Raw genomic sequence first — 23,068 nt, 5'->3', positions numbered from 1 at the left:
GCATCCTGTCGGGATGCCGCACCCCACCCGCCAGCGCATCTTCATCTCCGGCGCCAGCTCCGGCCTCGGCGAGGGCATGGCCCGCCGGTTCGCCGCCATGGGCCGGGACCTCGCCCTGTGCGCCCGCCGCGTCGACCGGCTGGAGGCCCTGCAGGCCGAGCTGCGCGCCGCGCACCCCGGCATCCGGGTCGAGGCGGCCGCGATGGACGTGGACGACGCCGCCTCGGTGCCCACCGTCTTCACCGACCTGGCCGACCGCCTCGGCGGCTTCGACCGCGTGATCGTGAACGCCGGCATCGGCGCCGGGAAGTCCGTCGGCACCGGGGGCGCGGCGGGCAACCGTGCCGTCCTGCACACCAACGTGCTCGGCTCGCACGCGCAGTGCGAGGCGGCGATGGAGCTCTTCCGCCGCCAGGGGATGGGGCACCTGGTGCTGATCTCCTCGGTGGCCTCCGTCCGGGGGATGCCCGGCAGCCGGACCGCCTACGGCGCCAGCAAGGCTGCGCTGAACTCCCTGGCCGAGGGCATCCGCTCCGACGTCTACGGCTCGCGGATCGTCGTCTCCACGATCCTGCCGGGCTACATCGCGACCGACATCAACGTCGGCCGCCGCGGCCCGCTGACCGTCGGCCTCGACAAGGGCGTCACGGCACTCGTCGAGGTGGTCGAGCGGGAGCCGGTGCGCGGTTACGTGCCGGAGTTCCCGTGGCGCCCGGTCGCCGCGCTGCTGCGCGTCCTGCCGCTGTCGGTCGTCCGCCGCCTCACCGGCTCGTGAGCGGCCGCCCGGCGGCGACCGCCATCGTCGCCGCCGGGTAGGGCCCCGGCCCGCCCTGGCGCAGGGCGGTCAGGACGGCGAGCAGTTCCTCCCGCTGGGCACCGACGAAGCCCGCGTCCACCACCGCGCCGTGCCCGGGCACCACCGGGCCGCGGGCCAGCGCGTGCAGCCGGCCGAGGGTGGCCGGCCAGTCCGCCGGCCAGGAGTCCTCGAAATCCGGCGGCGCCCCCTGCTCGACCAGGTCCCCGGCGAAGAGCACGGTCGCGTCGCCGGCGGTCTCCACCTCGACCACCAGGTCGTGGTCGGTGTGCCCCCGGCCGAGGTGCCGCAGGACCACCTCGCGACCGCCGACGTCGAGCACGGCGACGTCGTCGACGAGGTGGTCCGGCGGGTCGATCGGGGTTGCCCGTAGCAGTGGGGCCTCCTCGGCGCCCAGCGTGGCGACGACGGCGGCCCGCTGTGCCTCGCCGTCGGCACGGAGGGCGGCCGCGCAGCCCCGCGAGCCCCACACCTGCGCCGGGCGGAAGGCCGCGTTGCCGAAGCAGTGGTCGTAGTGGGCGTGGGTGTTCACCACGGTCCACGGGTGCGGCGTGACCGCGCGGACGGCCGCCACCAGGTCCGCCGCCTCGCCGAGGTGCGACCGGGTGTCGACGACGAGGCACGCGCCCTCGCCCAGCACGAGGCCGCAGTTGAGGTCCAGGGAGCGGTGCCGGCGCACCAGGACGCCCTCGGCCACCTCCTGCCAGCCGGTGCTCACCAGGTGATCCGCATCGGCCGGCCGCGGGCGTCGAGACGGCCGTCGCCGACGTACTCGGCGCGCCCCTCGGCCAGCCGCTGCGCAAGCCCGCGGGCGGTGATCTTCGGGTCGCGCACCCGGTCGTCCAGCGCCCGGAAGGCCAGTTCCGGGTGGACCTCGTGCACCCGCGGGTCCGGCGGCTCGCCGAGGGCGTCGTCGAGCGTGCGGATCGACGGCACGAGGAACCACGCCTGCTTCGACAACGCCTTGCCGGACGCCTCCACCGAGAGCCGGCACGCCTCGGCGCAGTCGGCGGCGTCCAGCACCGGTCGCAAAGGCGCCGGGAAGACCGAGCTGCCGGCCCGGCCCAGCAGCCGCCGCGCCGCGACGTCGCAGCCGCGCGACCCGTCGACGGAGAGCCCGATCGGCATGTCGACGGCGACGACCTCCACCCCGGGTACGGCGAGCGCCGCCGCCGCGTCGGGGAGGGCGAGGAGGGTCACCCCACCGTCGTCCAGCAGCGCTCCGGCCCAGGCCCCGCGCCAGCCGTCCAGCCCCAGCACCGCCACATCGGGCAGCCTGTCAGACTCCCCGGCATGCGCGTCTTCATCGGCACCGACCACGCGGGCCTGGAGTTCAAGGAGCACCTCAAGCAGGCGCTCGCCGAGGCCGGTCACGAGCCGGTCGACTGCGGCGCGTTCGAGTACGACGCCCAGGACGACTACCCGCCGTTCTGCTTCGAGGTGGGGGAGCGGACGGTCGCCGAGCCGGGCACCCTCGGCGTCGTCATCGGGGGCTCGGGCAACGGCGAGCAGATGGCGGCGAACAAGGTCCCCGGTGTCCGGGCCGCGCTGGTCTGGAACACCGCGACCGCGCGGCTGGCCCGCGAGCACAACGACGCGAACGTGGTCTCCATCGGCGCCCGCCAGCACAGCGACGAGGAGGCCACGGCCCTGGTCCTGGAGTTCCTCGGGACGCCGTTCAGCGGCGACGAGCGGCACATCCGCCGCATCGGGCTGATCACCGACTACGAGCGCGACCGGCACCGCCCGGCGGGCGGCCTGCCCACCCGCACGCAGCACCCCTGACCCGTCCCGACGGCGGGGCGGCCCGCGCCGCCGTCGGGAAGCTGGACGGCCGGTTGTGAATGACCATGCACGGTCATGCATACTTGTGCCGTGTCCAAGGTGCTCACCTCCCTGCCCGTCGGCGAACGCGTCGGCATCGCCTTCTCCGGTGGTCTCGACACCTCCGTAGCGGTCGCGTGGATGCGCGACCGGGGCGCGGTGCCCTGCACCTACACCGCCGACATCGGGCAGTACGACGAACCGGACATCGCCTCGGTCCCGGGCCGGGCCACCGCCTACGGTGCGGAGCTCGCCCGCCTGGTCGACGGCAAGGCCGCCCTGGTCGAGGAGGGGCTCGCCGCGCTCACCTGCGGCGCCTTCCACATCCGCTCCGGTGGCCGCAGCTACTTCAACACCACCCCGCTGGGGCGCGCGGTCACGGGCACGCTGCTGGTCCGCGCGATGCTCGAGGACGACGTCCAGATCTGGGGCGACGGCTCGACCTTCAAGGGCAACGACATCGAGCGGTTCTACCGGTACGGCCTGCTGGCCAACCCGGCGCTGCGCATCTACAAGCCGTGGCTGGACGCCGACTTCGTCACCGAGCTCGGCGGGCGCACGGAGATGTCCCAGTGGCTGGTCGCCCACGGCCTGCCCTACCGGGACAGCGCCGAGAAGGCCTACTCCACCGACGCGAACATCTGGGGCGCCACGCATGAGGCGAAGACCCTCGAGCACCTCGACACCGGCATCGAGACCGTCGAGCCCATCATGGGCGTGCGGTTCTGGGACCCCGCGGTCGAGATCGCTCCCGAGGACGTGACGATCGGCTTCGCCCAGGGGCGGCCGGTGACGATCAACGGGGAGGAGTTCGGCTCCGCCGTCGACCTGGTGCTGGCGGCGAACGCCATCGGCGGACGGCACGGCCTGGGCATGTCCGACCAGATCGAGAACCGGATCATCGAGGCCAAGAGCCGCGGCATCTACGAGGCGCCGGGCATGGCGCTGCTGCACATCGCCTACGAGCGGCTGGTCAACGCCATCCACAACGAGGACACCCTCGCCACCTACCACTCCGAGGGCCGGCGGCTGGGCCGGCTCATGTACGAGGGCCGTTGGCTGGACCCCCAGGCGCTCATGCTGCGGGAGTCCCTGCAGCGCTGGGTCGGGATGGCGGTCACCGGCGAGGTGACCCTGCGGCTGCGCCGGGGCGAGGACTACTCGATCCTCGACACCGCCGGCCCGGCGTTCAGCTACCACCCGGACAAGCTGTCGATGGAGCGCACGCAGGACTCGGCCTTCGGGCCGGTCGACCGCATCGGGCAGCTGACCATGCGCAACCTCGACATCGCCGACTCCCGGGCGAAGCTCGAGCAGTACGCGCGGCTGGGCATGGTCGGGGGCGCGCCGTCGCACGTGGCCATCGGCGCGGCCCAGGCCGCGGCGACCGGGCTGATCGACGTCACCGAGGAGGGCGGCGCCGAGACGATCGCCTCCCGCGGTCAGGTGCCGGCCGACGAGGAGCTGCTGGACCGGGCGGCGATGGAGGCCGGCACCGACTGAGGAAGGACCTCCCTGCCCCCCACACCTCGCAGGCTCGGCGCGGGTCCCTGCAGGGAGGCCGTTCCAGCACGTCGCCGGGCTCGGCGCGGGTCCCTGAAGGAGGCCGTTGCAGCACGTCGCCGGGCTCGGCGCGGGCTCTCTTCAGAAGCTGTCGGGGCACCAGGGCGTCACCGGCCAGCCGAACGCCGTCGACGCCAGCGTCACCGCCCCGGGGCTCACCTCGGTCACCCGCCCCGCCGCCTGCAGCCCGGCCAGCGAGACGCCGCCCAGGTAGGCCGCCGAGAGCTCCTCGATGCCCAGCACGATGTCGGGGTCGCGGTCGGTGCGGCCGCAGTAACCGCCGGCCGGGTGCCCGGAGAGCCGCCAGCGCCCCTCGTTCCAGGGGCAGAACGGGTCCCGCACCTCCAGGACGAGGTCGATGGGCGCGGGGTAGCGGCGGGCGGCGAGGGCGCGGTCGACGTCGACCAGCCGCACCCAGAGCCCGTCGACCGGGGTGCTGTGCAGCGCGCGGGCGTCGGTGATCAGCCAGCGCAGCGGGTCGTCGGGGGAGGCGGCCTGGTACTTCACGGTGCGGACCAGGTCGATCGAGAGCAGCACCTGCCACAGCGCGGCGTAGGCCGGGGTGCTCGTCGCCCGCACCTCCTGGACGATCACCGTGCCCTCGGGCTCGCCGGCGTCGCTCCAGGCGCCCTTCACCCGGTAGGCGGCGTACCCGGTCACCGTGCCGTCGGCCTCCCGGTGCAGCAGGTACCGCCGCGCGGACGCGCCCTCCCGGCCGGAGGGCTCGTCGCGCAGCTGCCGGTCCCACCACCGGTCGTCGCGCACCATGTTGCCGGGCACCCAGCGGTGCACCGCGCCGTGCACGGCCACCGCGGCCGGGCGGTACTCCTCGACCGGCACCTGCTCCACGCGGCCGGTGCCCAGGTCGACGTCCGGGCGCAGCCGCAGCCGCTCCGTGCGGCCGGAGAACCGAGCCTCCCGGGTCGCCGGCGCGTACCCGAAGCGGCCGTAGATCGGGTACTCGGCCGCCCACAGCGCGGCCACCGGCTCGCGCTCCTGCTCGTGCAGCTCCGTCAGCTGCCGGCGCATGATCGCGGTGAGCACGCCCCGCCGGCGCTGGGTCGGGGCCACGGTCACCCAGGTGACGCCGGCGCAGGGCACCAGCGCCCCCGGGACGGCGAGGGTCCGGCTGTAGATGCCGGCGGTGGCGACCACCCGGTCGCCGTCCCACATCGACAGCGACCGCTCCAGCTCGGCGACCGAGGAGGGCTTCTCGGCGAAGGACGGCGGCGCCTCCTCCGCGAAGACGTCGTGCATGGCGTGGGCGAAGGCCGGCCACTCGTCGAGGGTCACGGGGCGCAGCCGGGCGTCGACATCGGTCACGTCGACGTGTCTACCGGGCCGGTCCGACGGACCGCCAACGAGTTCGGCCCCCGCCCGCGCAGGCAGCCGGGCAGCGGGCACCCGCCGGCGCCGGGCCCGTCCCGTCGGGCGGCCGGTCCGTGGCCGGGCCGTCCCGGACTGGTGCCGTGGTCATCCCGGCGCGGAATGCTCCTCGGCCCGCGGCCAGCGTGTCCGGCGACCCGGCCGCGGCGCGCCCCCGGCTAGGGTCGGTGCCGTCACGCCGACGTCGACGTGCCCGTCCGGTCGTCGGCGCCCCGACCGACGGAGGCTCCACGTGCGCTCTCGCACAATCCCGCTCGCGCTCAGCGCCGCCCTGCTCGCCGGCTGCACCTCGTCCGGCGACGAGGAGCAGCCGGAAGAGGCTCCGGTCGCCGAGGCGGTCACGGCGGCACCCGGCGAGTTCCTGACGGTGGTCGCGGACGAGGACCCGGTGGCGACGGCGGTGAGCACCAGCCGCGCCCTGTACGGCTCCTCCGACGTCGCCGTCCTCGCGGACGAGGACGACCGCGCCGGTCTGCTGCTCGGGGCGTCGGCCGCGGTCGCGATGGGCGTCCCGCTCCTGGTCACCGGTGGCGCGGAGACCCCGGAGCCGGTGACCGGCGAGCTGGAGCGGCTGGGCACGGGCACGGTGCTCGCCGTCGGCGACGCCACGCTGTCCGGCTCGGGCGTGGACGTGGTGGCGGTGGCGGCCGACGCCGAGGCGGTGGCGGCGGCGACCGGCGTCGACCTCGCCGACGGCGACCCGGTCCCGACCGACGGCGACGCCCCGGCCGTGGCCGCGCTCGACCCCGAGCAGCCCACCGCGCTGCAGCCGGAGAGCGGCGGAGGCGCTGCGAGCGAGCCCGCGGAGGAGACGGCGGAGGACGGGTCGCCCGGGGAGCTCCCCGCGACCACCCGCCCCGAGCCGCTCGAGGACACCGTGGTGCTGGCCTCCGGCGAGCCCGGGTCGCTGGCCGCCATCGCGACGGCCCGCGCGGCCGGCGCCCGGGTGCTGCTGACCGGGGGGACCACCGACCCGCGGGCGTCCGCCGACGTGGTCAGCGCGCTCGGCGAGGCGGACCCCGGCTCGGTTCTGGCGATCGGCCCGGGCTTCGCCGCCGAGGAGGGCCTGGACTGGAAGGTGGAGACCGCAGCCACCGGGGTGGAGCTGCCCGGCGGTGGGCAGACCCTCTTCCCGGGGAAGCTGCTCGTCGCCCTCTACGGCCACCCCGGCACAGCCGCGCTCGGCCTCATGGGGGAGCAGCCGGTCGACGCGGCCGTCGAGCGGGCGCGGGCCCACGCGGCGCCCTACGAGCCGCTGGTGGAGGAGACGGTGGTGCCGGCCTTCGAGATCATCTCGACCATCGCGTCGGCGTCGGCCGGGGCTGACGGCGACTACTCCGCCGAGGCCGACATCGATCTGCTGCGGCCGTGGGTCGAGGCGGCGGGCGAGGCCGGCATGTACGTCGTCCTGGACCTGCAGCCCGGGCGCACCGACTTCGTCACCCAGGCGGAGCTGTACCGGCCGCTGCTGGAGATGCCGCACGTCGGCCTGGCCCTCGACCCCGAGTGGCGGCTGGGCCCGAACGAGGTCCACCTGCGCCAGATCGGCTCGGTGGACGTCGAGGAGGTCAACCGCGTGGTGACCTGGCTCGCCGACCTGACCCGCGAGAACCAGTTGCCGCAGAAGCTGCTGGTGCTCCACCAGTTCCGGCTGGACATGATCCCGGGCCGCGAGCGGGTGGACCTCAGCCGCGACGAGCTCGCCGTGATGGTGCACGCCGACGGCCAGGGCGGGCAGGGCGCCAAGCAGAGCACGTGGGCGGCGCTGCGGCGGGACGCGCCCGAGGGCCTGTGGTGGGGCTGGAAGAACTTCTACGACGAGGACATCCCGATGCTCACGCCGGAGGAGACGATCAGCCAGGTCGAGCCCGACCCCCAGTTGATCAGCTACCAGTAGCGCGGCGGTCACCGGCCGGCCGCCGGGCTGTCGGTCCCCGTCCCTACTCTCCATCGAGGATCCCCTGCACACCGTCACGGGGACCGTTCGATCGAGAGGAACCACCGGATGAGACGGCGGACCACGCTGTCCGTGGCGGCCACGGCCGCGGTGCTGACCATGGCGCCCCTGAGCCCGGCCGCGGCCGCGCCGCCCGCGGCGGACGACCTGACGCTGACCATGCTCGCCACCACCGACCTGCACGGCCGCGTGCAGAACTGGGACTACTTCGCCGACCGGACCTACTCGGAGAAGGCCGGTTTCGAGACCGGGCTGGCGAAGGTGGCCACGGTCGTGGACTCGGTCCGCGCGGAGCGGGGCGAGGAGAGCGTCCTCGTCGTGGACAACGGCGACTTCCTGCAGGGCACGCCGCTGAGCTACTACTACGCCAAGCAGGAGCCGGTCACCGAGACCCGCGTCGAGCACCCGATGGCGGCCGCGTTCGACGCCATCGGCTACGACGCGCAGGTCGTCGGCAACCACGAGTTCAACTACGGCCTGGACCTGCTCCGGGCCTACGAGAAGGACGTCGACCACCCGGTGCTCGGGGCCAACGTGCTCCGCGACGGCACCCCACGGCCCTACCTGAAGCCGTACACCATCGAGACGATGCGGGTGCCCGGCCACAAGCCGGTCCGGGTCGGCGTCATCGGCCTGACCACCCCTGGCTCGGCCATCTGGGACAAGGGGAACGTCGAGGGCCGTGTGACGTTCCAGGACATGGTCGAGGCGGCGGAGAAGTGGGTGCCGGTCGTCGACCGCAAGGCCGACGTCGTCGTCGTCCTCTCGCACGCGGGCGTCGGCGGGACGTCGTCCTACGGCCCCGAGGTGCCGACCGAGAACCCGTCGGACGTCATCGCCCGCACCGTGCCGGGGATCGACGCGATGGTGGTCGGCCACACCCACCGGAACGCCCCCTCCCAGGTCGTCGTGAACGAGGTCACCGGCGAGGAGGTGCTGCTCACCCAGCCCTACCGCTGGGGCGCCACCGTCTCGCAGGTCGACATCGAGCTCGAGCAGGTGCGCGGCGGGAAGTGGGACGTCGTCGGCACCTCGGCGCAGGCGCTGAGCACCGCGGGGGTCGAGGAGTCGCCCGAGGTGCTGGCCGCCACGGCGGAGGCGCACGGGAAGACGGTGGCGTACGTCAACCAGGTGGTGGCGACCTCGGCGGAGGAGCTCTCCGCGCGCACCAGCCGGTACGAGGACACCGCGATCCTGGACTTCATCCAGGACGTGCAGGCCGACACCGTGGCCGCCGCCCTGGAGGGCACGGACCGGGCCGACCTGCCGGTGCTGTCGATCGCGGCGCCGTTCAGCCGGGACGCCGTCTTCCCGGCCGGTGACGTCACCATCCGCGACATCGCCGGGCTCTACATCTACGACAACACCCTGGAGGCCGTGGAGCTCACCGGGGCGCAGCTGAAGGAGTACCTGGAGTTCTCCGCCCGGTACTTCCAGCAGCTGCCGGGCACCGGGGACGTCGACCCGGAGACCATCACGAACGCCCCGACGGCCGAGGCGCCGAACGGGACGCCGGACTACAACTACGACATCCTCTCGGGCGTCGACTACGACGTCGACGTGTCCCAGCCGGTGGGCTCGCGGATCGTGGGGCTCTCCTACGACGGCACCCCGGTGGCCGACGGCGACCGCTTCGTCGTCGCGGTCAACAACTACCGGCGCAGCGGCGGTGGCGGCTTCCCGCACATCGCCGCGGCGCCGGTGGTCTACAACGAGCAGCTGGAGATCCGGCAGCTGCTCATCGAGCGGGCGCAGGCGGTCGGCGTGATCGACCCGGCGGAGTTCTTCGTCGAGAACTGGCAGCTCGTGCGCGACGGCGAGCCGCTGCTGCCGTGACGCGCTGACACCGACCCGCCCTTCCGGGTGGGGAAGACCGGGAGCCCCCGGAGCCACGGCGCTCCGGGGGCTCCCGTTCTGTCGGTGGCCTGTGGTGTGCTGACCGGCACATCGATCCCGAGGGGTGGACTCCTGTGACCAGTGCCGTCATCGGTCCCGCGGAACAGCTCGACCCGCGGCTGCTCGAGCACCGCCGCGAGCTCACCGGGTACTGCTACCGCATGCTCGGCTCGGTCTTCGACGCCGAGGACGCGGTGCAGGAGACCCTGGTCCGGGCCTGGCGCGGGCTGGCCGACTTCGAGGGCCGGTCGGCGCTCCGGTCGTGGCTCTACCGCATCGCGACGAACGTCTGCCTCGACCAGCTCGCCGGCCGGCAACGCCGCGCGCTGCCCATGGACCTCGCCGGCTCCCCGTACCCGCCGGTCCCCGCGTCGCTGAACGGGCGCCGGCCGACGACGGCCTGGATCGAGCCGGTGCTCGACCGCCAGGTCCTCCCCGAGGACGGCGACCCGGCCGACCAAGCGGTGGCCAAGGAGTCGGTGCGCCTGGCGTTCGTCGCCGCGCTGCAGCACCTGCCGCCCAAGCAGCGCGCGGTGCTGATCCTGCGCGAGGTGCTGCGCTGGAAGGCCGACGAGGTCGCCGAGCTGCTCGACACCACCGTCGCCTCGGTCAACAGCGCCCTGCAGCGGGCCCGGGCGACGCTCGCCGATGTGGGCGGCCGTCCCACGCCCCGCACCCTGGACGACGAGGACCGCGCGCTGCTGGCCCGCTACCTGGACGCCTTCGAGCGCTACGACATCGACGCCTTCGTGCAGCTGCTGCACGAGGACGCCACCCAGCACATGCCGCCGTTCGAGATGTGGCTGCGCGGGCGTGAGGACATCGGCGCCTGGATGGTGACGGAGCCGGCCAGCGCCTGCCGGGGGTCCCGGCTGATCCAGACCTCGGCCAACGGGACCCCGGCCTTCGCCCAGTACCGGCCGGCGGAGGGCGGTGGTCACGTGCCGTGGGGCCTGCACGTGCTGGAGATCGAGGACGGTCGCATCGCCCACATCTCCAGCTTCCTGAACCTCGACTGCGAACTGTTCGCCGCTCTGGGGCTGCCCACGACGCTGTGAGCCCACGGCTCCGCAGCGGACGGGGGCTGACCCGGCCCGCGCCGCGTTGACCGGGTCGGCGGGGGAGTCCTGCGTCGGTACGGCCCGGCTGGAACACCAGCGGCATCCGCTGTGGCGCCGGGCCGCGGACGCCGGAGGTGGCTGGGCCGTGCGGAAGGCGGCGCGCCCGCCGCGGTAGTCAGCGCGTTCCCGCGGGAACGCCGGTGGTCACCTCGCGCCCGGTCCGGCGGCGGGACCCGAGCAGCACCCGCGCGACCAGGTGCGGGCGCATCAGCTCCCGAGGACGGGCGAGCATCCCGATGGCCCGGATGAAGGCCGCGGCCACGACGGGATCGCGGTGCGCCGCCGGCACGAGGCGCTGCAAGTAGGCGGTGGTGAGCCGCCACGACGCCGGCCGCGGGCCGTCCACCTCCGGGTGCGCGAGGTCGGAACCCGTCGCGAGGTCCCACGCGTCCTGCACGGCCGGACGCGCCGCCGAGAGCGTCCGGAGGCCGACGCCGTCCAGGCCGCGCGCGTCGAGGGCACGGCCCAGCTCAACGGCCTCGATGATCGCCACGGTCATGCCCTGCCCGAAGCGGGGATCGAAGGAGCAGACCGCGTCACCCGCGACGAGGAAGCCCTCGGGGAGCCGCCGGAGGCGGTCGTACCGGTGCCGCGAGAACGAGGGGAAGGCGACCCGGGCGGCGTCCCCGACCGGCTCGGCGCCTTCGACGATGCGTGCGAGGTCCCGGTTCCAGAGGCCGGCGGCGTAGTCGGCGAACCCGGGCAGGTCGGCCGGCGGGCGCTCGCCGAGCATGCCGATGAGGGTGACGATCCACTTCCCGTCCTCGACGGCCAGCGCGGCCCCGCCCCTGCGCCCGCCGGGCGGCACGTCCACGAGCACGTTGCGGCCCCCGTCCAGCACCGCCGGATCGCGGCGGAACACCCGGGTGGTGTAGTGCACGTCGACCTTGAGGCGATCTTCCGCCGGTGGCGGGTAGCCGAGCTCGGCCAGCCAGCGGGGCGAGGCGGAGCCGCGGCCGGTCGTGTCCACGACCAGGTCGGCGTCCAGGGTCCGCTCCTCCGCGCGATCGGCCTGGGACCGCAGCCGCACACCCGTGACGCGGGTCCGCTCCGCGTCCGCCGCCAGTCCGCGGGCGGCCCATCCGTCGAGCACCTCCACGCCGGCCAGCGCGCGGACCCGGTCGCGGACGACGCCTTCGATCAGCGGCCGGGTGGCCCCGGTGATGCGGAAGTCCGTGCCGGTCAGGTCCAGCCGGCCGCCGCCCATGTGGAAGCGCCACTCCGGCGCCTCGATGACGTGCGCACCGGCGGCGGTCAGGTCGTCCACGATCCCCGGCAGCAGCTCCTCCAGCCGGCTCAGGCCGCCCGGCACCAGCAGGTGGATGTGCTGACCCTGCGGCACCCCCCGGCGGTCCTCCCGGCCGTCGGGCAGCCGGTCCCGTTCGACCAGCGTGACGCGCCGGAAACGCCGGGCCAGCGGTACGGCGTGCACGAGCCCGGCCATTCCGGCACCCAGCACGATGGCGTGTTCTCCGAGGTGGGGCACGGCTTCCTCCTGGCGGCAGCGGCTGCGGGTCTCCTCACGCTAGGAACGGTGGGACCCCACCGGCATCGGCCAGACGGTGCACATCGGCGGGAGCTGACATGCACCGTCCTGTCCAGGACGGCTACACCAGGTGGTGCTCGTAGGCGTACGCCGTCGCGGCTGACCGGTTGGGCAGCGCGAGCTTCGTGAAGATGTTGTGCAGGTGCCGCGCCACGGTCTTGTCGCTGATCACCAGCTGCGCGGCGATCTCGCGGTTGGTGCGGCCGGCCGCCACGAGGCGGACGACGTCGAGCTCGCGGGGCGTCAGCCCGCTCGCGGGGGGAGGGGCGGAGAGGCGCTCCAGCTCCGGCGTCGCGCCGATCGACTCGAAGACGCTCCTCGCCGTGGTCACCTCCATCGCGGCCGTGTCCTCGTCACCCAGTCCGCGCAGCGCACGGGCGACCAGGACGCGGGTCCGCGCGGCCTCGTAGGGGGCCGCCAGCGCCGACCAGCGCGCCAGCGCGTCCGACAGGTGCTCCAGCGCCGGTGCGTACCTGCCCTCGGCCAACGACACCCTGCCCCGGGCGCACGCGGCCGTGGCCCGCATGGCGCTCGTGCCGACGACGTCGGCGACACCGTCCAGCTGGTCGCAGGCGTCCCCGGCCGCCCCGACGTCCCCCGCAGTCAGCAGGACCTCCACGGCGGCGGCGAGCAGCTCCGCCCGCGGGCGAGGAGCGCGCACCTCGCCGACCACCCCGGGCCCGCCCAGGGCGGGCCGGTCGACGGCGCAGCGGACGGCGGCCACCGCGGCCTGCGTCCGGCCCTGGGCCAGCCGCAGCAGCGCGAGCCCGGGCTGCGGGTCGTGGCCGAGGGAGACCGCCTGCTGGAAGGCGGCCTCGGCAGCGGCGGGCTCGCCGCGCACGCGATGCAGCTCGGCCAGCCGGTAGTACGCGGCTCCGGCCGCGAGGTCGGGTGGGTCCGACAGCCAGCGGCAGGCGCGCTGCGCCTCCGCGACCGCCTCCGCCCAGTCGCCGCGCCACTGGGCCAGCTCGGCGCGGTGCACCAGGCACTGCCCCCGGAACGGGACGAGGCCGGGCTGCGCCTCGCACCACCCGGTCAGCGCCGCCGTCCACTCCTGGGCCCGGCGCAGGTCGAGGACCTCCTGGCAGGCGAGGACCACGGCGCAGTAGACGATCCCGGAAGCGATCGGCGAGACCCGGCCGGCCTGGACGGCGACCATCGCCTCGTCGAGCTGCGCCAGCCCGCGGGCCGTCGCGCCGCTCCGGAGCAGCGCCTGGCCCTGCCCGAGGCAGCCGAGCGTCGCCAGGTCGACGTCCCTGAAGCGCCGGCCGGTCCTGGCCGCCCGGGCGAAGGCACGGCGCGCGGCCGCCGGATCACCGCGGTCCATCTCGCGCAGCCCGACCGGGAGCAGCAGGTAGCCCCGTTCGGCGCACGCTCGTGGCGCCGTCTCCTCCACCACCCGCTGTGCACGGGCGATCCAGCCACCGCCCCGCTCCTCGGCGCCCCGCGCCATGACCAGCACCAGGCCGAGCCAGAAGGCGCACCGGACGGCGGCCAGGGCGTCGCCGCGGTCGGCGAACGCCTCGTACGCACGCTCCCACGCGCGCTCGGCGACCTCGTCCCGGCGGGTGAGGTGGGCGCTGAGCCCCAGCCGCAGCAGGTCCTCCGCATCCCGCAGCCCGCCCTGGTCGTCGGCGGCGGCCAGGTGCCCGTACGCCTGCTCCCACGCGCGGCGGTCGACCGCGGCGCGACCCACCTGGAGAGGGTCCATGGGTCCTGGCTACACCTCGGCCGGTGCTGCGGACAGGGCTTGCCGCGCGCGGGCAGACGTCGGGCCGCTGGGCGTCAGGACGAGGCGGAGCGGGGCTCGGGGGCCGGCGCCTCGTCCCGAGGGTGCACGGCCGGGCCGGCCACCGGGCAGTGCAGGCACTCCTCGATCCGCATGCGCTCGGCGCCGGACGGCCGCGCCCGGGTCTCCGTTCCGGCGTCGCCGAGCGGGCGGCGCACGTACGCGGCCGCCACCAGCGCGCCGGCCAGCAGCAGCCCGGCGAGGATGAACACCGCGGTCCGGAAGCCGTCGGCGAAGACCTCCGGGTCGGAGTAGTCGGCGCCACCGAGCCCGGCCGCGACCGGGACGACCGCGACCGCGAGCAGCCCCGCCGCCCGGGCGACGGCGTTGTTGACCCCCGAGGCGACGCCGGCGTAGCGGTCGGCGGCGGAGTCGAGCACCGTCGCCGTCAACGGGGCGACCAGCAGCGTGAGCCCGGCGCCGAAGAGGACAGCGGCGGGCAGCACGTCGAGCAGGTAGGAGGCGTCCGGCCCGATCCGGAGCATCAGCAGGACGCCGACCGCCGAGACCAGCGGCCCGCCGGTGAGCAGGGCGCGGGGCCCGATCCGCTGGGCGAGCGCCCCGACGCGGGCCGAGAACAGCAGCATGAGGACGGTGACGGGCAGCAGCGCGGTGCCCGCCAGCAGCGGGCTGAACCCGGACACCACCTGCAGGTGCAGCACCAGCAGCACGAACAACGCGCCGAGCGCGGCGTAGACGAACAGGGTCACGGCGTTGGTGGCGGAGAACTGGCGGTCGGCGAAGAGCGTCGGCGGGACGAGGGGATGCCGCGACCGCAGCTCGACGGCGACGAACACCGCCAGGGCGACCAGCCCCGCGGCGCCCCACAGCCAGGGGCCCGCGCCGGCACCCGCCTCGCCGGCGGCGGTGAGCGCGTAGGTCAGCGCGCCGAGCCCGGCGACGACGAGCACGGTCCCGGTCCAGTCCAGCCGCGGCGCGGCCGCCGGGTCGCGCGACTCGGGCACGTGCCGCACGGCGACGAGGACGACCAGCGCCGCCAGCGGCAGGTTGATCAGGAAGACCGCCCGCCAGCTCCACTCCACCAGCCAGCCGCCGACGAACGGCCCGATCGCGGCGGCGACCCCCGAGAGCCCGGACCAGGCCCCGACCGCGGCCGCCCGGTCGGGGCCGGAGAAGGACGCCGAGATGATCGCCAGGCTGCCCGGGGTGAGGAGGGCACCGCCGATGCCCTGGAGGGCGCGCGCGGCCACGAGGGTGTCGATGTCCGGCGCCAGCCCGCACAACAGCGAGGCGGCGGCGAACCAGCACACGCCGACGACGAAGATCCGCCGCCGCCCGTAGCGGTCGCTCAGCGAGCCGCCGAGCAGGATGAGCGCGGCCAGCGTCAGCGTGTAGGCGTTGACCGTCCACTGCAGACCGGCGAAGTCCGCGTCCAGGTCGGAGCCGATCCGCTCCAGGGCCACGTTGACGACGGTGGCGTCCAGCATCGCCACGCCCGAGCCCAGCACGGTCGCGAGGAGCACCCAGCGTCCCCGGGCCGTGCCCATGCGGAGGCCCGTGCCGGCCGGGGATGGCGCAGCCATGGGTCGTCCTCCTCCACCGCCTGCCAGCAGCGTCGTCGCTCTGCAACGCCCGCGGCGCCCAGTGATTCCCCTTGACCCCGCGGCGCCGGTACGGCCTTGGGGACCCCGGCCGGCGGCGCGCATCATGTCGGCATGTCGCCCCAGGCAGACCTCGTCATCGCCGCCGGCGAGGTGCCCGGCTACCTGGCGCCCACCGCCGCCCTCGTCGTCGCGGCAGCGGTCGTCGGCTACCTCACCGCCCGGGCCCGGGTGGTGCCGATCGTCGGGTTCCTGGTGGCGGGCGTCCTCATCGGCCCGGCCCAGTTCGGCGTCGTCGACAGCAGCGAGGCCGTGGAGGCCGCGGCGGACATCGGCGTGATCCTGCTGCTGTTCACCATCGGCATCGAGTTCTCGCTGGAGCGCCTGGCCCGGGTCTGGACGTGGATCGCCGTCGCCGGCGGGCTGCAGCTGGTGCTCGCCACCGGCGCCGGGCTGGGGGTGACCCTCGCCCTCGGCGGCGACTGGCGCGACGGGCTGTTCACCGGGTTCCTGCTCGCCCTGTCGTCGACGGCGATCGTGCTCAAGCTGCTGGGGGAGCGGCGGGAGGGCTCCAGCGTCCGTGGCCGGCTGGCGCTCTCCGTGCTGATCGCCCAGGACCTCGCGGTGGTGGCGATGGTGCTGGTCGTGCCGCTGCTCGGCCCGACCGCCGAGGGCGGCGGCTCGGCCGGCGGCGCGCTGCTGTGGGCCGTCCTCACCGCGGTGGGCGTCATCGTCGCCGTCCTGGTGCTGGCCCGCCGGGTCATGCCCGCCCTGCTGGACGTGGTCGCCCGCACCTGCTCGCCCGAGGTGTTCCTGCTCGCGATCGTCGCGGTCTGCTTCGGCACCGCCTACCTGACCGCCCTCGCCGGGGTGAGCGTGTCGCTCGGGGCCTTCCTCGCCGGCCTGGTGGTGAGCGAGAGCCGGGCCAGCACCCAGGCGCTCGCCGAGGTGCTCCCGCTGCAGATCGTGTTCAGCGCGGTCTTCTTCGTCTCCGTCGGCATGCTCCTGGACGTCGGCTTCATGCTCGCCAACCTGCCGCTCGTGCTGGGCGCCGCCGCCGGTGCCCTGGTGCTCAAGACGCTGACCACCGCCGTCGCCGCCACCGCCGTCGGCATCCGCTGGCGCACCGCCGCCGCGACCGGGCTGCTCCTGGCCCAGGTCGGCGAGTTCTCCTTCGTGCTGCTCACCGTGGGCACCGCCGCCGGCCTGGCGCCGCTCGGGCTCGCGGACGACGGCGCGCAGGTCGTCGTCGCCGCCACGGTGCTGCTCATGCTGGGCACCCCGCAGCTGGCCGCGGCGGCGGCGCGGCTCGACCGCGCACCCGTCGCGACCGCGGGCGGTCCCGGGGCGACCGACGAGGACGGCGCGCACCGGGACCACGTGGCGATCATCGGGTGGGGGCCCACCGCGCTGGGCCTGGCGGCCACCCTGCGCGACCGCGGGGTGGGCGTGGTGATGACGACGCTCAACCCCGACGGGGCGGCGCAGGCGGAGGCGGACGGGCACGCGGTGGTGCGCGGGGATCCGACGAAGGCGGAGATCCTGCGGCTGGCCGGGGTGCCCGCCGCCCGCCTCGCCGTCGTCGCCGAGGACGACCCGGAGCAGGCCGTGCGGGTGGTCACGGCGGCGCGGGCGGTCACGACCGCCCCCATCGTCGCGCGCCCGCTGGGTGCCGTCGACGTCGTCGAGCTGGCGGAGGCCGGCGCCGACCACGTCCTCGACCGGGACCGGATCTCCGGCCACGCGCTGGAGCGCGCCGTCCTCTCCGAGCTGGGGCACCAGGTGGCGCACCCGGACGCGCGGCGGACCGCCGTCGACACCACGCGGGTGGTCCGCTACGCCTGGCCGCAGGGCAGCGGCTGCGAGCACGGGGACACCTCCCGGCCCGTGGTGCCGTGGGCGCACGGGTGCGTGGGCTGCCTGCGGGAGGGCACCGAGTGGGTGCACCTGCGCGTCTGCCTGGGGTGCGGGTACGTGGGCTGCTGCGACTCCTCGCCGCGCCGGCACGCGCGCGCCCACGCCGCCGCGGACGACCACCCGCTCGTCGCCTCGGCCGAACCGGGGGAGAGCTGGGCCTACTGCTTCGTCGACGACGTGACCGTGCCGGCGCCCGGTGGCGCCGCGCCGGAGGCGGAGGCCCCGGCCGCGCAGCAGTGACGTCGTGTTCTCGTCCCACTCGAACGTATAGCGCACCCCAGGGCTTGCGGCAAGACCCCGGTCGGGCCGCACACTCGCCCGCCGGGGGCGGCTGACCGCGCGCGGACGGGCGCGGCGGCGCCCCCGGATCGGAGCCGCTGCCGTGACCGTGTCCACCCGTGCCTTCGACCTCCCCGGCCACCTCGCCGCCAAGGCCGACCCCGCGCTGATCGCCGCCGACGAGCGGCACTTCGCCCTGATCGCCGAGAGCCTCGCGCGGTCGATCGCCGAGCTCACCGAGCGGCTGGCCGCCGAGCGGGCGGCGCCCGGCGGCGCCGGTCAGGGGGCGCTGGACCGCGACCTGGAGGTGCACCGGCTCGCCACCCGCCTGCGCACCCTGCGCCGGTTCGGCCTCGACCTCTGCCTCGGGCGGGTGGTCCCCGCGGACGGCGGGGAGCCCGTCTACGTCGGGCGGTTGGGCCTCACCGACGGCGCCGGCCGCCGGCTGCTCGTCGACTGGCGGTCGCCGGCGGCCGAGCCGTTCTTCGCCGCCACCCACGCCGACCCGATGGGGTTGGCCAGCCGCCGCCGCTACCGCTGGACCCGCGGCCGGATCACCGACTACTGGGACGAGGTCTTCGCACCGGACGGGCTCGAGGGCCACGCCGCCCTCGACGACCAGTCCGCCTTCCTCGCCAGCCTCGGCGGCAACCGGTCGGCCCGGATGCGCGACGTGCTCGGCACCATCCAGGCCGACCAGGACGCGATCATCCGCGCCGGCTCCCGCGGCGCGCTGGTCGTCGACGGCGGGCCGGGCACCGGGAAGACCGTCGTCGCCCTGCACCGCGCGGCCTACCTGCTCTACTCCGATCCGCGTCTCGGGCACCGCGGCGGTGGCGTGCTCTTCGTCGGCCCGCACCAGCCCTACCTGGCTTACGTCGCCGACGTCCTCCCCGGCCTGGGGGAGGAGGGGGTGCGCACCTGCACGCTGCGCGACCTGGTGCCCGAGGGGGCCGGCGCCGCGCCCGAGGCCGACCCCGAGGTGGCCCGGCTCAAGGCATCGGCGTGGATGGGCGCGGTGATCGAGGCGGCCGTCCGCTTCTACGAGGAGCCGCCGGCCCGGGCCACGACGGTGACGACGCCGTGGGACGACCTCCGGCTGACCGCCGCGGACTGGGCCGAGGCGTTCGAGGCGGCCGAGCCGGGCACGCCGCACAACGAGGCGCGCGAGCAGGTGCGGGGCGCGCTGCTGGAGATCCTGGTGGATGCGCACGACGCCGACGTCGACCCGGATCAGGTGCGCGCCGCGCTGGAGCAGGACCGCGAGCTGCAGGCGACCGTCGACCGGGCGTGGCCGATGCTGGACGCCGGCGACGTCGTCGGTGACCTGTGGTCGGTGCCCGCCTACCTGCGCCGGTGCGCGCCCGAGCTGAGCACCGAGGAGGTGCGTCTTCTGCAGCGGACCGAGCCGCAGGCGTGGACGGTCGCCGACCTGCCGCTGCTGGACGCGGCGCGGATGCGGCTGGGTGACGCGGGTGCCGTGCGGCGCCGGCAGCGGGAGGCGGCCGTCGCGGCGCGGGAGCGCGAGCGCATGTCGGCGGTCATCGACGAGCTCATCGCGGCCGACGACTCCGAGCTGCTGCTGATGACCACCCTGCGGCACGGCGACCTGCGCGACGCCCTGGTCGACCAGGACGAGCTCCCCGCGGTGGACGCCGATCCGCTGGCCGGCACGTACGCGCACGTCGTCGTCGACGAGGCCCAGGAGCTGACCGACGCGGAGTGGCAGATGCTGGTGCGGCGCTGCCCGTCGCGGAGCTTCACCGTGGTGGGGGACCGCGCGCAGGCGCGGCACGGGTTCCCCGAGCCGTGGGAGGAGCGGCTGCTCCGGGTGGGGCTCGCCGAGGTGCGCCGAATGTCGCTGACGGTGAACTACCGGACGCCGGTGGAGGTCATGGTGGAGGCGGAGCCGGTGATCCGGGCGGTGCTGCCGGACGCCAACGTGCCGACGTCGGTCCGCAGCACCGGGGTGCCGGTCGCGCACGGATCGGTCGCGGAGCTGGGGTCGGTGCTGGACGGGTGGCTGGCCGCCCACGCCGAGGGGGTCGCCTGCGTGATCGGGGCTCCAGCGCTTCCGGGGCGTCCCCGGGTGCGGTCGCTGACGCCGTCGCTGGCGAAGGGGCTGGAGTTCGACCTCGTCGTCCTCGTGGACCCGGATGACTTCGGGACGGGAGTCGGGGGAGCGGTGGACCGCTACGTGGCGATGACCCGGGCGACGCAACAGCTCGTCGTGCTCACGAGCCGGTGAGGTGGCTCACCCCTCGGTCGCCGCTGCCGGAGGCGGGGTCGCCGCCCGCCGGCGCGACCGGCGCAGGGGCACCAGGACGACGGCGGCCACCAGGGCGACGACCACCAGCCAGGGCAGGACGACGCCGATCGCGACGACGGCCGCGCCGGTGACCGCCACGAGCGACCGCCACCCGGTGGCCAGCCCGTCGAGGAAGCCGTCCGGCCCGCCGGCGGGCGCGACGCCGGAAGGCTCCAGGTGCACGCGCAGCGTGGACAGCTCCACCTGGTCGGCCAGCGCCGCCCGCCGGGACTGCAGCGACTCCAGCTCCTGCTGCCGTTGGGAGAGCGCCTGCTCCGCCTCCAGCAGCGCCTCGGTGGTGGCGGCGTCGTCCATCAGAGCGAGCAGCCGCGCCACGGAGGACTGCAGCGCCGTGATCCGGGCGTCCAGGTCCATCGCCGCGGCCGTGACGTCGGAGCGGGACACCGAGACGCTGCCGACGTCGCCGAGCTGCTCCAGGTCGGCCAGGACGCCGGTCAGCGCCGCGGCCGGCACGCGCACCACGAGTGCGGCGACCGTGCCCTCGACCCCCTCCTGGACGGAGGTGGCATGCACGGTGCGCTCGTCGACGCGCCCACCGGCGGACTCCACCAGCTCGCTCACCCGCTGCGCAGCCTCCGCCGGGTCGTCGACGGCGAGCGAGGCGTCCGCGGTGGTGACCACCTGCCGGTCGGGAGCGGCCTCGTCGCTGCCCGGGACGGCCGTCACGGGGGCGACCGCGCCTCCGGCGCCGTCCGCGCTGTCCGATTCCCCGCCGGAGGGACCGGTGCAGCCGACGAGCAGCACCAGGAGCAGCGCGGCGGAGGCGAGGAGGCGCGTGGCAGGAACGGTGTCCATGCCCGGTGGACGGGGTGGCGGCGAGGATCGGTTCCCGCCGGTCAGCGGGGCGCGAACTGCGCACGGCGCTCCGCGGGCACGAGGTCGGCGTAGTCGGGGTGGCGGTGGATCCAGCCGCGGATGAACGGGCACAACGGGAGGACCGAGGCGCCCTCGGCCCGCACGGCGTCCAGCGCTCCCCGGGCGAGCGCCGATCCCACACCGCGGCCCTCAAACGCCGGCTCGACGACGGTGTGGGTGAACGCGACGGAGGACCCCCGTCGCCGGTACTCGGCGAACCCGGCCACCGTGCCGTCGACCAGCGCCTCGAAGCGGCCGGCCCCCCGGTTGTCCACGACGACCGGTGCACTGGTGGTCACGCCTCTCCCTCTGCCCGGGGCCGGGCACGACGGGCGGGTCCCGCCGGCCGGTCATCAGCGGCACAATGCCGACGTCCCCACCTCTCCTGGAAGGGACCGCCATGTCGGAGCAGCCTGCCGCCGCGCGTCCACCGGAGGTCGCACCCCCCGGACGGCTCACCGTGGGCCACGTGATGCGCCCCCCGGTCACGACCGTGGAGAGCACCGCCCACCTCGCCGGCGCCGCCTACCTCATGAAACGGGCGCGGGACAGCGCCCTCGTGGTGCTGAGCGACCCCGAGAGCCGCCATCCCGTGGCGTTGGTCTGCGACGCCGATATCGCCCAGGCGGTCGCCGACGGCCGGAACCCGGAGGAGACCCGGATCACCGACCTGCACCGTCCCGTGCCCGCCACCGTCGGCCCGGAGGTGACCGTGGTGGACGCCGCGGAGCTGATGCTGTCCGGCGGGCTGCAGCACCTGCCCGTGGTGGAGGAGGGGCGGCTGGTCGGGCTGGTCGACCTCACCCTCGTGTGCCGCGCGCTGCTCGGGCGGCCGGCGGCGTAGCGCGGGGGCGGTCACTGGCCGGTCACCGCCGGCCCTCCTCGACGAGCGCGAGCAGCACGCCGGCGGCCAGCCCGAAGGTGGCGTGCCCGACGACCCCGCGCGCATGGCTCACCGGCGGGTAGGCCGTGAGCGTGGGCAGCGACGTCCCCTCGTCGACCAGCAGGAACGCCCCCGCACCGACGGAGAGCCCGGCGGCGAGCGGGCTCACCCCCCGCCGGACCAGGGCCGCGGCGGAGATCCCGTAGACCACCCCGAACGTCCGGTGCACCGCCACGCCGATGCGGCCCGCCGCCTCCTCGTCGAGGTCGCGGCCCGCGGCCGCGCCCAGCTGCTTGCCCAATTGCACCAGCGCCCCGCCCGGGGCGATCTCCTCCTCCCGGGCCCGGGAGGCGTCGTCCTGCCGGCGGTGGAACCACGCCGTCGCGGCGTCCATGGTGCGGCTCGCGGCATAGCCCACCAGCGCACCGCGCCACAGGTGGGCCCGGCTCACGCCGACCTCGCCGCGACCGGGTGCCCCACATGCAGGCGGCGCAGCGCGTACCCCGCGCTGAGCAGGGTGGACACCATGAGGGCGACGAACACCCACGCCGCGGGGGAATCCCACCGCACGGCGTCGGGGTAGCGGGCCAGGACGACCAGCTCGAGCGCGCCGAACACCGCGTACGCCACCGCGGCGAGCCGGAGCCGGTCGAGGTCGCGGTCGCGCAGCGCCAGGGCGATGCCGACGCCGAACGCGAGGAGCCACGACCCGACCGCCCGGGCCGTCAGCGGGGTGAGCGCCCACGGCCAGAGCGCGGACGCCGTGCCCGGCGCGGCGAACAGGGCCGCGCCGACGACCAGGAACACCACGCCCTGCACCGCGAGCACCGCGGCCAGACCCGAGGGCAACCCCAGCCGGAGCGGCGGATCGGGGTACGGGAGCCGCTGTTGCCCGACGAGCATCGCGAGCATCCCCACCGGCACCACCACGTAGACGGCGAGCCAGAACCAGGCGGCCGCGTTCGCCACCAGGCCCGGTGCCCCGAAGTGGAAGCGGTCCAGGTGCAGCAGGGTGGCCGCCAGGGTGAGGACGGTGAAGACCAGCACCGTGGCGAACGGGATGCGGACGTGCGCCCATACCGGGGTGCGCAGCGACAGCACGACGAGCACGCACCCGGCGGCGTAGGCGGCGCCGAGGAAGGCTGCGGTCGCCGGTGGGTCGATCGTCCAGGCGAAGTAGTCGGTGGTGCGCGACGAGCCGAGGAACAGCGCGACGAACGCCAGCAGGGTGAGAACGGTGAAGGCTTGCAGCATCCGGCGGGTGCCGGGGAGCACGGCGCGGGAGCCGAGCGGATCGGTCATGACCAGGCCTCGGTGCGGTGGAGTACCGGACGGGCGTCGAGCCCT

19 protein-coding genes are annotated in these 23,068 nt (G+C 75.4%); 9 read left to right on the top strand and 10 right to left on the bottom strand.

Annotated elements, in window-relative coordinates:
• Positions 1–775 (top strand): SDR family oxidoreductase (locus tag ACI79P_RS14925; protein WP_456581830.1); only part of this gene is annotated, 775 nt, incomplete at its 5' end.
• Here the strand turns inward: ACI79P_RS14925 and ACI79P_RS14920 are convergent.
• Together ACI79P_RS14920 and ACI79P_RS14915 are read right to left on the bottom strand one after the other, a co-directional pair.
• Complete coding sequence (locus tag ACI79P_RS14920; RefSeq protein WP_456581829.1) at positions 762–1,532, bottom strand: MBL fold metallo-hydrolase; 771 nt, start codon at positions 1,530–1,532, stop codon at positions 762–764. The two genes, ACI79P_RS14925 and ACI79P_RS14920, sit on opposite strands and share 14 nt — an antisense overlap.
• On the bottom strand, positions 1,529–2,080 hold the full coding sequence (locus ACI79P_RS14915) for a DUF429 domain-containing protein (protein WP_456581828.1): 552 nt from the start codon (positions 2,078–2,080) through the stop codon (positions 1,529–1,531). Before ACI79P_RS14915 ends, ACI79P_RS14920 begins: the two co-directional genes overlap by 4 nt.
• Before the next feature lie 27 nt (positions 2,081–2,107).
• Between ACI79P_RS14915 and ACI79P_RS14910 the strand changes: the two genes are divergently transcribed.
• Entirely contained in the window at positions 2,108–2,599 is a 492-nt protein-coding gene (locus ACI79P_RS14910) for a ribose-5-phosphate isomerase (protein ID WP_456581827.1), read from the top strand.
• Between the two features lie 90 nt (positions 2,600–2,689).
• Positions 2,690–4,141, top strand: coding sequence for an argininosuccinate synthase (argG, locus tag ACI79P_RS14905; RefSeq protein WP_456581826.1), 1,452 nt, complete (start codon positions 2,690–2,692; stop codon positions 4,139–4,141).
• Between the two features lie 141 nt (positions 4,142–4,282).
• On the opposite strand, the gene ACI79P_RS14900 is transcribed toward argG, so the two are convergent.
• Complete coding sequence (locus tag ACI79P_RS14900) at positions 4,283–5,524, bottom strand: GNAT family N-acetyltransferase (RefSeq protein WP_456581825.1); 1,242 nt, start codon at positions 5,522–5,524, stop codon at positions 4,283–4,285.
• A 295-nt stretch (positions 5,525–5,819) separates the two neighbouring features.
• On the opposite strand from ACI79P_RS14900, the gene ACI79P_RS14895 reads away from it, so the two are divergent.
• The 3 genes from ACI79P_RS14895 to ACI79P_RS14885 all read left to right on the top strand — a co-directional run bounded on the left by ACI79P_RS14895 (position 5,820) and on the right by ACI79P_RS14885 (position 10,498).
• Positions 5,820–7,484, top strand: coding sequence for a hypothetical protein (locus ACI79P_RS14895; RefSeq protein ID WP_456581824.1), 1,665 nt, complete (start codon positions 5,820–5,822; stop codon positions 7,482–7,484).
• A 108-nt stretch (positions 7,485–7,592) separates the two neighbouring features.
• Positions 7,593–9,380: a bifunctional metallophosphatase/5'-nucleotidase gene (locus ACI79P_RS14890; RefSeq protein WP_456581823.1), complete on the top strand. Its 1,788-nt coding sequence runs from the start codon at positions 7,593–7,595 to the stop codon at positions 9,378–9,380.
• Positions 9,381–9,514: 134 nt separating this feature from the next.
• Positions 9,515–10,498, top strand: coding sequence for a sigma-70 family RNA polymerase sigma factor (locus ACI79P_RS14885; protein WP_456581822.1), 984 nt, complete (start codon positions 9,515–9,517; stop codon positions 10,496–10,498).
• A gap of 178 nt (positions 10,499–10,676) precedes the next feature.
• Here ACI79P_RS14885 and ACI79P_RS14880 read toward each other — a convergent pair whose 3' ends face one another.
• From ACI79P_RS14880 to ACI79P_RS14870, 3 genes are all read right to left on the bottom strand, one after another.
• Entirely contained in the window at positions 10,677–12,047 is a 1,371-nt protein-coding gene (locus ACI79P_RS14880; protein WP_456581821.1) for an FAD-dependent oxidoreductase, read from the bottom strand.
• Positions 12,048–12,168: 121 nt separating this feature from the next.
• Positions 12,169–13,818, bottom strand: a complete 1,650-nt coding sequence (locus ACI79P_RS14875) for a LuxR C-terminal-related transcriptional regulator (RefSeq protein WP_456581820.1) — start codon at positions 13,816–13,818, stop codon at positions 12,169–12,171.
• A gap of 74 nt (positions 13,819–13,892) precedes the next feature.
• The gene (locus ACI79P_RS14870) at positions 13,893–15,440 is read right to left on the bottom strand and encodes an MFS transporter (protein ID WP_456581819.1); all 1,548 of its coding nucleotides are present in this window, start codon (positions 15,438–15,440) and stop codon (positions 13,893–13,895) included.
• Between the two features lie 132 nt (positions 15,441–15,572).
• Here ACI79P_RS14870 and ACI79P_RS14865 point away from each other — a divergent pair, with 132 nt between their 5' ends.
• Positions 15,573–17,615 (top strand): cation:proton antiporter domain-containing protein, encoded by a 2,043-nt coding sequence (locus ACI79P_RS14865; protein WP_456581818.1) that lies wholly within the window; start codon positions 15,573–15,575, stop codon positions 17,613–17,615.
• Between the two features lie 142 nt (positions 17,616–17,757).
• Positions 17,758–19,902, top strand: a complete 2,145-nt coding sequence (gene helR / locus ACI79P_RS14860; protein ID WP_456581817.1) for an RNA polymerase recycling motor ATPase HelR — start codon at positions 17,758–17,760, stop codon at positions 19,900–19,902.
• A gap of 6 nt (positions 19,903–19,908) precedes the next feature.
• Here helR and ACI79P_RS14855 read toward each other — a convergent pair whose 3' ends face one another.
• Both ACI79P_RS14855 and ACI79P_RS14850 read right to left on the bottom strand, forming a co-directional pair.
• Entirely contained in the window at positions 19,909–20,778 is an 870-nt protein-coding gene (locus tag ACI79P_RS14855; protein ID WP_456581816.1) for a DUF4349 domain-containing protein, read from the bottom strand.
• A gap of 41 nt (positions 20,779–20,819) precedes the next feature.
• Entirely contained in the window at positions 20,820–21,137 is a 318-nt protein-coding gene (locus tag ACI79P_RS14850; RefSeq protein ID WP_456581815.1) for a GNAT family N-acetyltransferase, read from the bottom strand.
• 173 nt (positions 21,138–21,310) lie between these two features.
• On the opposite strand from ACI79P_RS14850, the gene ACI79P_RS14845 reads away from it, so the two are divergent.
• Positions 21,311–21,682 (top strand): CBS domain-containing protein, encoded by a 372-nt coding sequence (locus ACI79P_RS14845; RefSeq protein WP_456581835.1) that lies wholly within the window; start codon positions 21,311–21,313, stop codon positions 21,680–21,682.
• A gap of 22 nt (positions 21,683–21,704) precedes the next feature.
• Here the strand turns inward: ACI79P_RS14845 and ACI79P_RS14840 are convergent, their stop codons facing one another.
• On the bottom strand, positions 21,705–22,172 hold the full coding sequence (locus ACI79P_RS14840; RefSeq protein WP_456581814.1) for a hypothetical protein: 468 nt from the start codon (positions 22,170–22,172) through the stop codon (positions 21,705–21,707).
• Positions 22,169–23,023: a hypothetical protein gene (locus tag ACI79P_RS14835; protein WP_456581813.1), complete on the bottom strand. Its 855-nt coding sequence runs from the start codon at positions 23,021–23,023 to the stop codon at positions 22,169–22,171. Before ACI79P_RS14835 ends, ACI79P_RS14840 begins: the two co-directional genes overlap by 4 nt.
• Positions 23,024–23,068 lie beyond the last annotated feature (45 nt).

It is taken from the genome of Blastococcus sp. SYSU DS0510, assembly GCF_054050835.1.
The sequence above is the reverse complement of the archived record's forward strand: the minus strand, read 5'-3'. Positions and strand labels throughout refer to the sequence as shown.

Coding starts and splice junctions, on each gene's coding strand:
- ACI79P_RS14875 (WP_456581820.1), bottom strand. CDS start 13,818: ATGGACCCTCTCCAGGTGGGTCGCGCCGCGGTCGACCGCCGCGCGTGG.
- ACI79P_RS14890 (WP_456581823.1), top strand. CDS start 7,593: ATGAGACGGCGGACCACGCTGTCCGTGGCGGCCACGGCCGCGGTGCTG.
- ACI79P_RS14870 (WP_456581819.1), bottom strand. CDS start 15,440: ATGGCTGCGCCATCCCCGGCCGGCACGGGCCTCCGCATGGGCACGGCC.
- ACI79P_RS14835 (WP_456581813.1), bottom strand. CDS start 23,023: ATGACCGATCCGCTCGGCTCCCGCGCCGTGCTCCCCGGCACCCGCCGG.
- ACI79P_RS14855 (WP_456581816.1), bottom strand. CDS start 20,778: ATGGACACCGTTCCTGCCACGCGCCTCCTCGCCTCCGCCGCGCTGCTC.
- ACI79P_RS14845 (WP_456581835.1), top strand. CDS start 21,311: ATGCGCCCCCCGGTCACGACCGTGGAGAGCACCGCCCACCTCGCCGGC.
- ACI79P_RS14865 (WP_456581818.1), top strand. CDS start 15,573: ATGTCGCCCCAGGCAGACCTCGTCATCGCCGCCGGCGAGGTGCCCGGC.
- ACI79P_RS14910 (WP_456581827.1), top strand. CDS start 2,108: ATGCGCGTCTTCATCGGCACCGACCACGCGGGCCTGGAGTTCAAGGAG.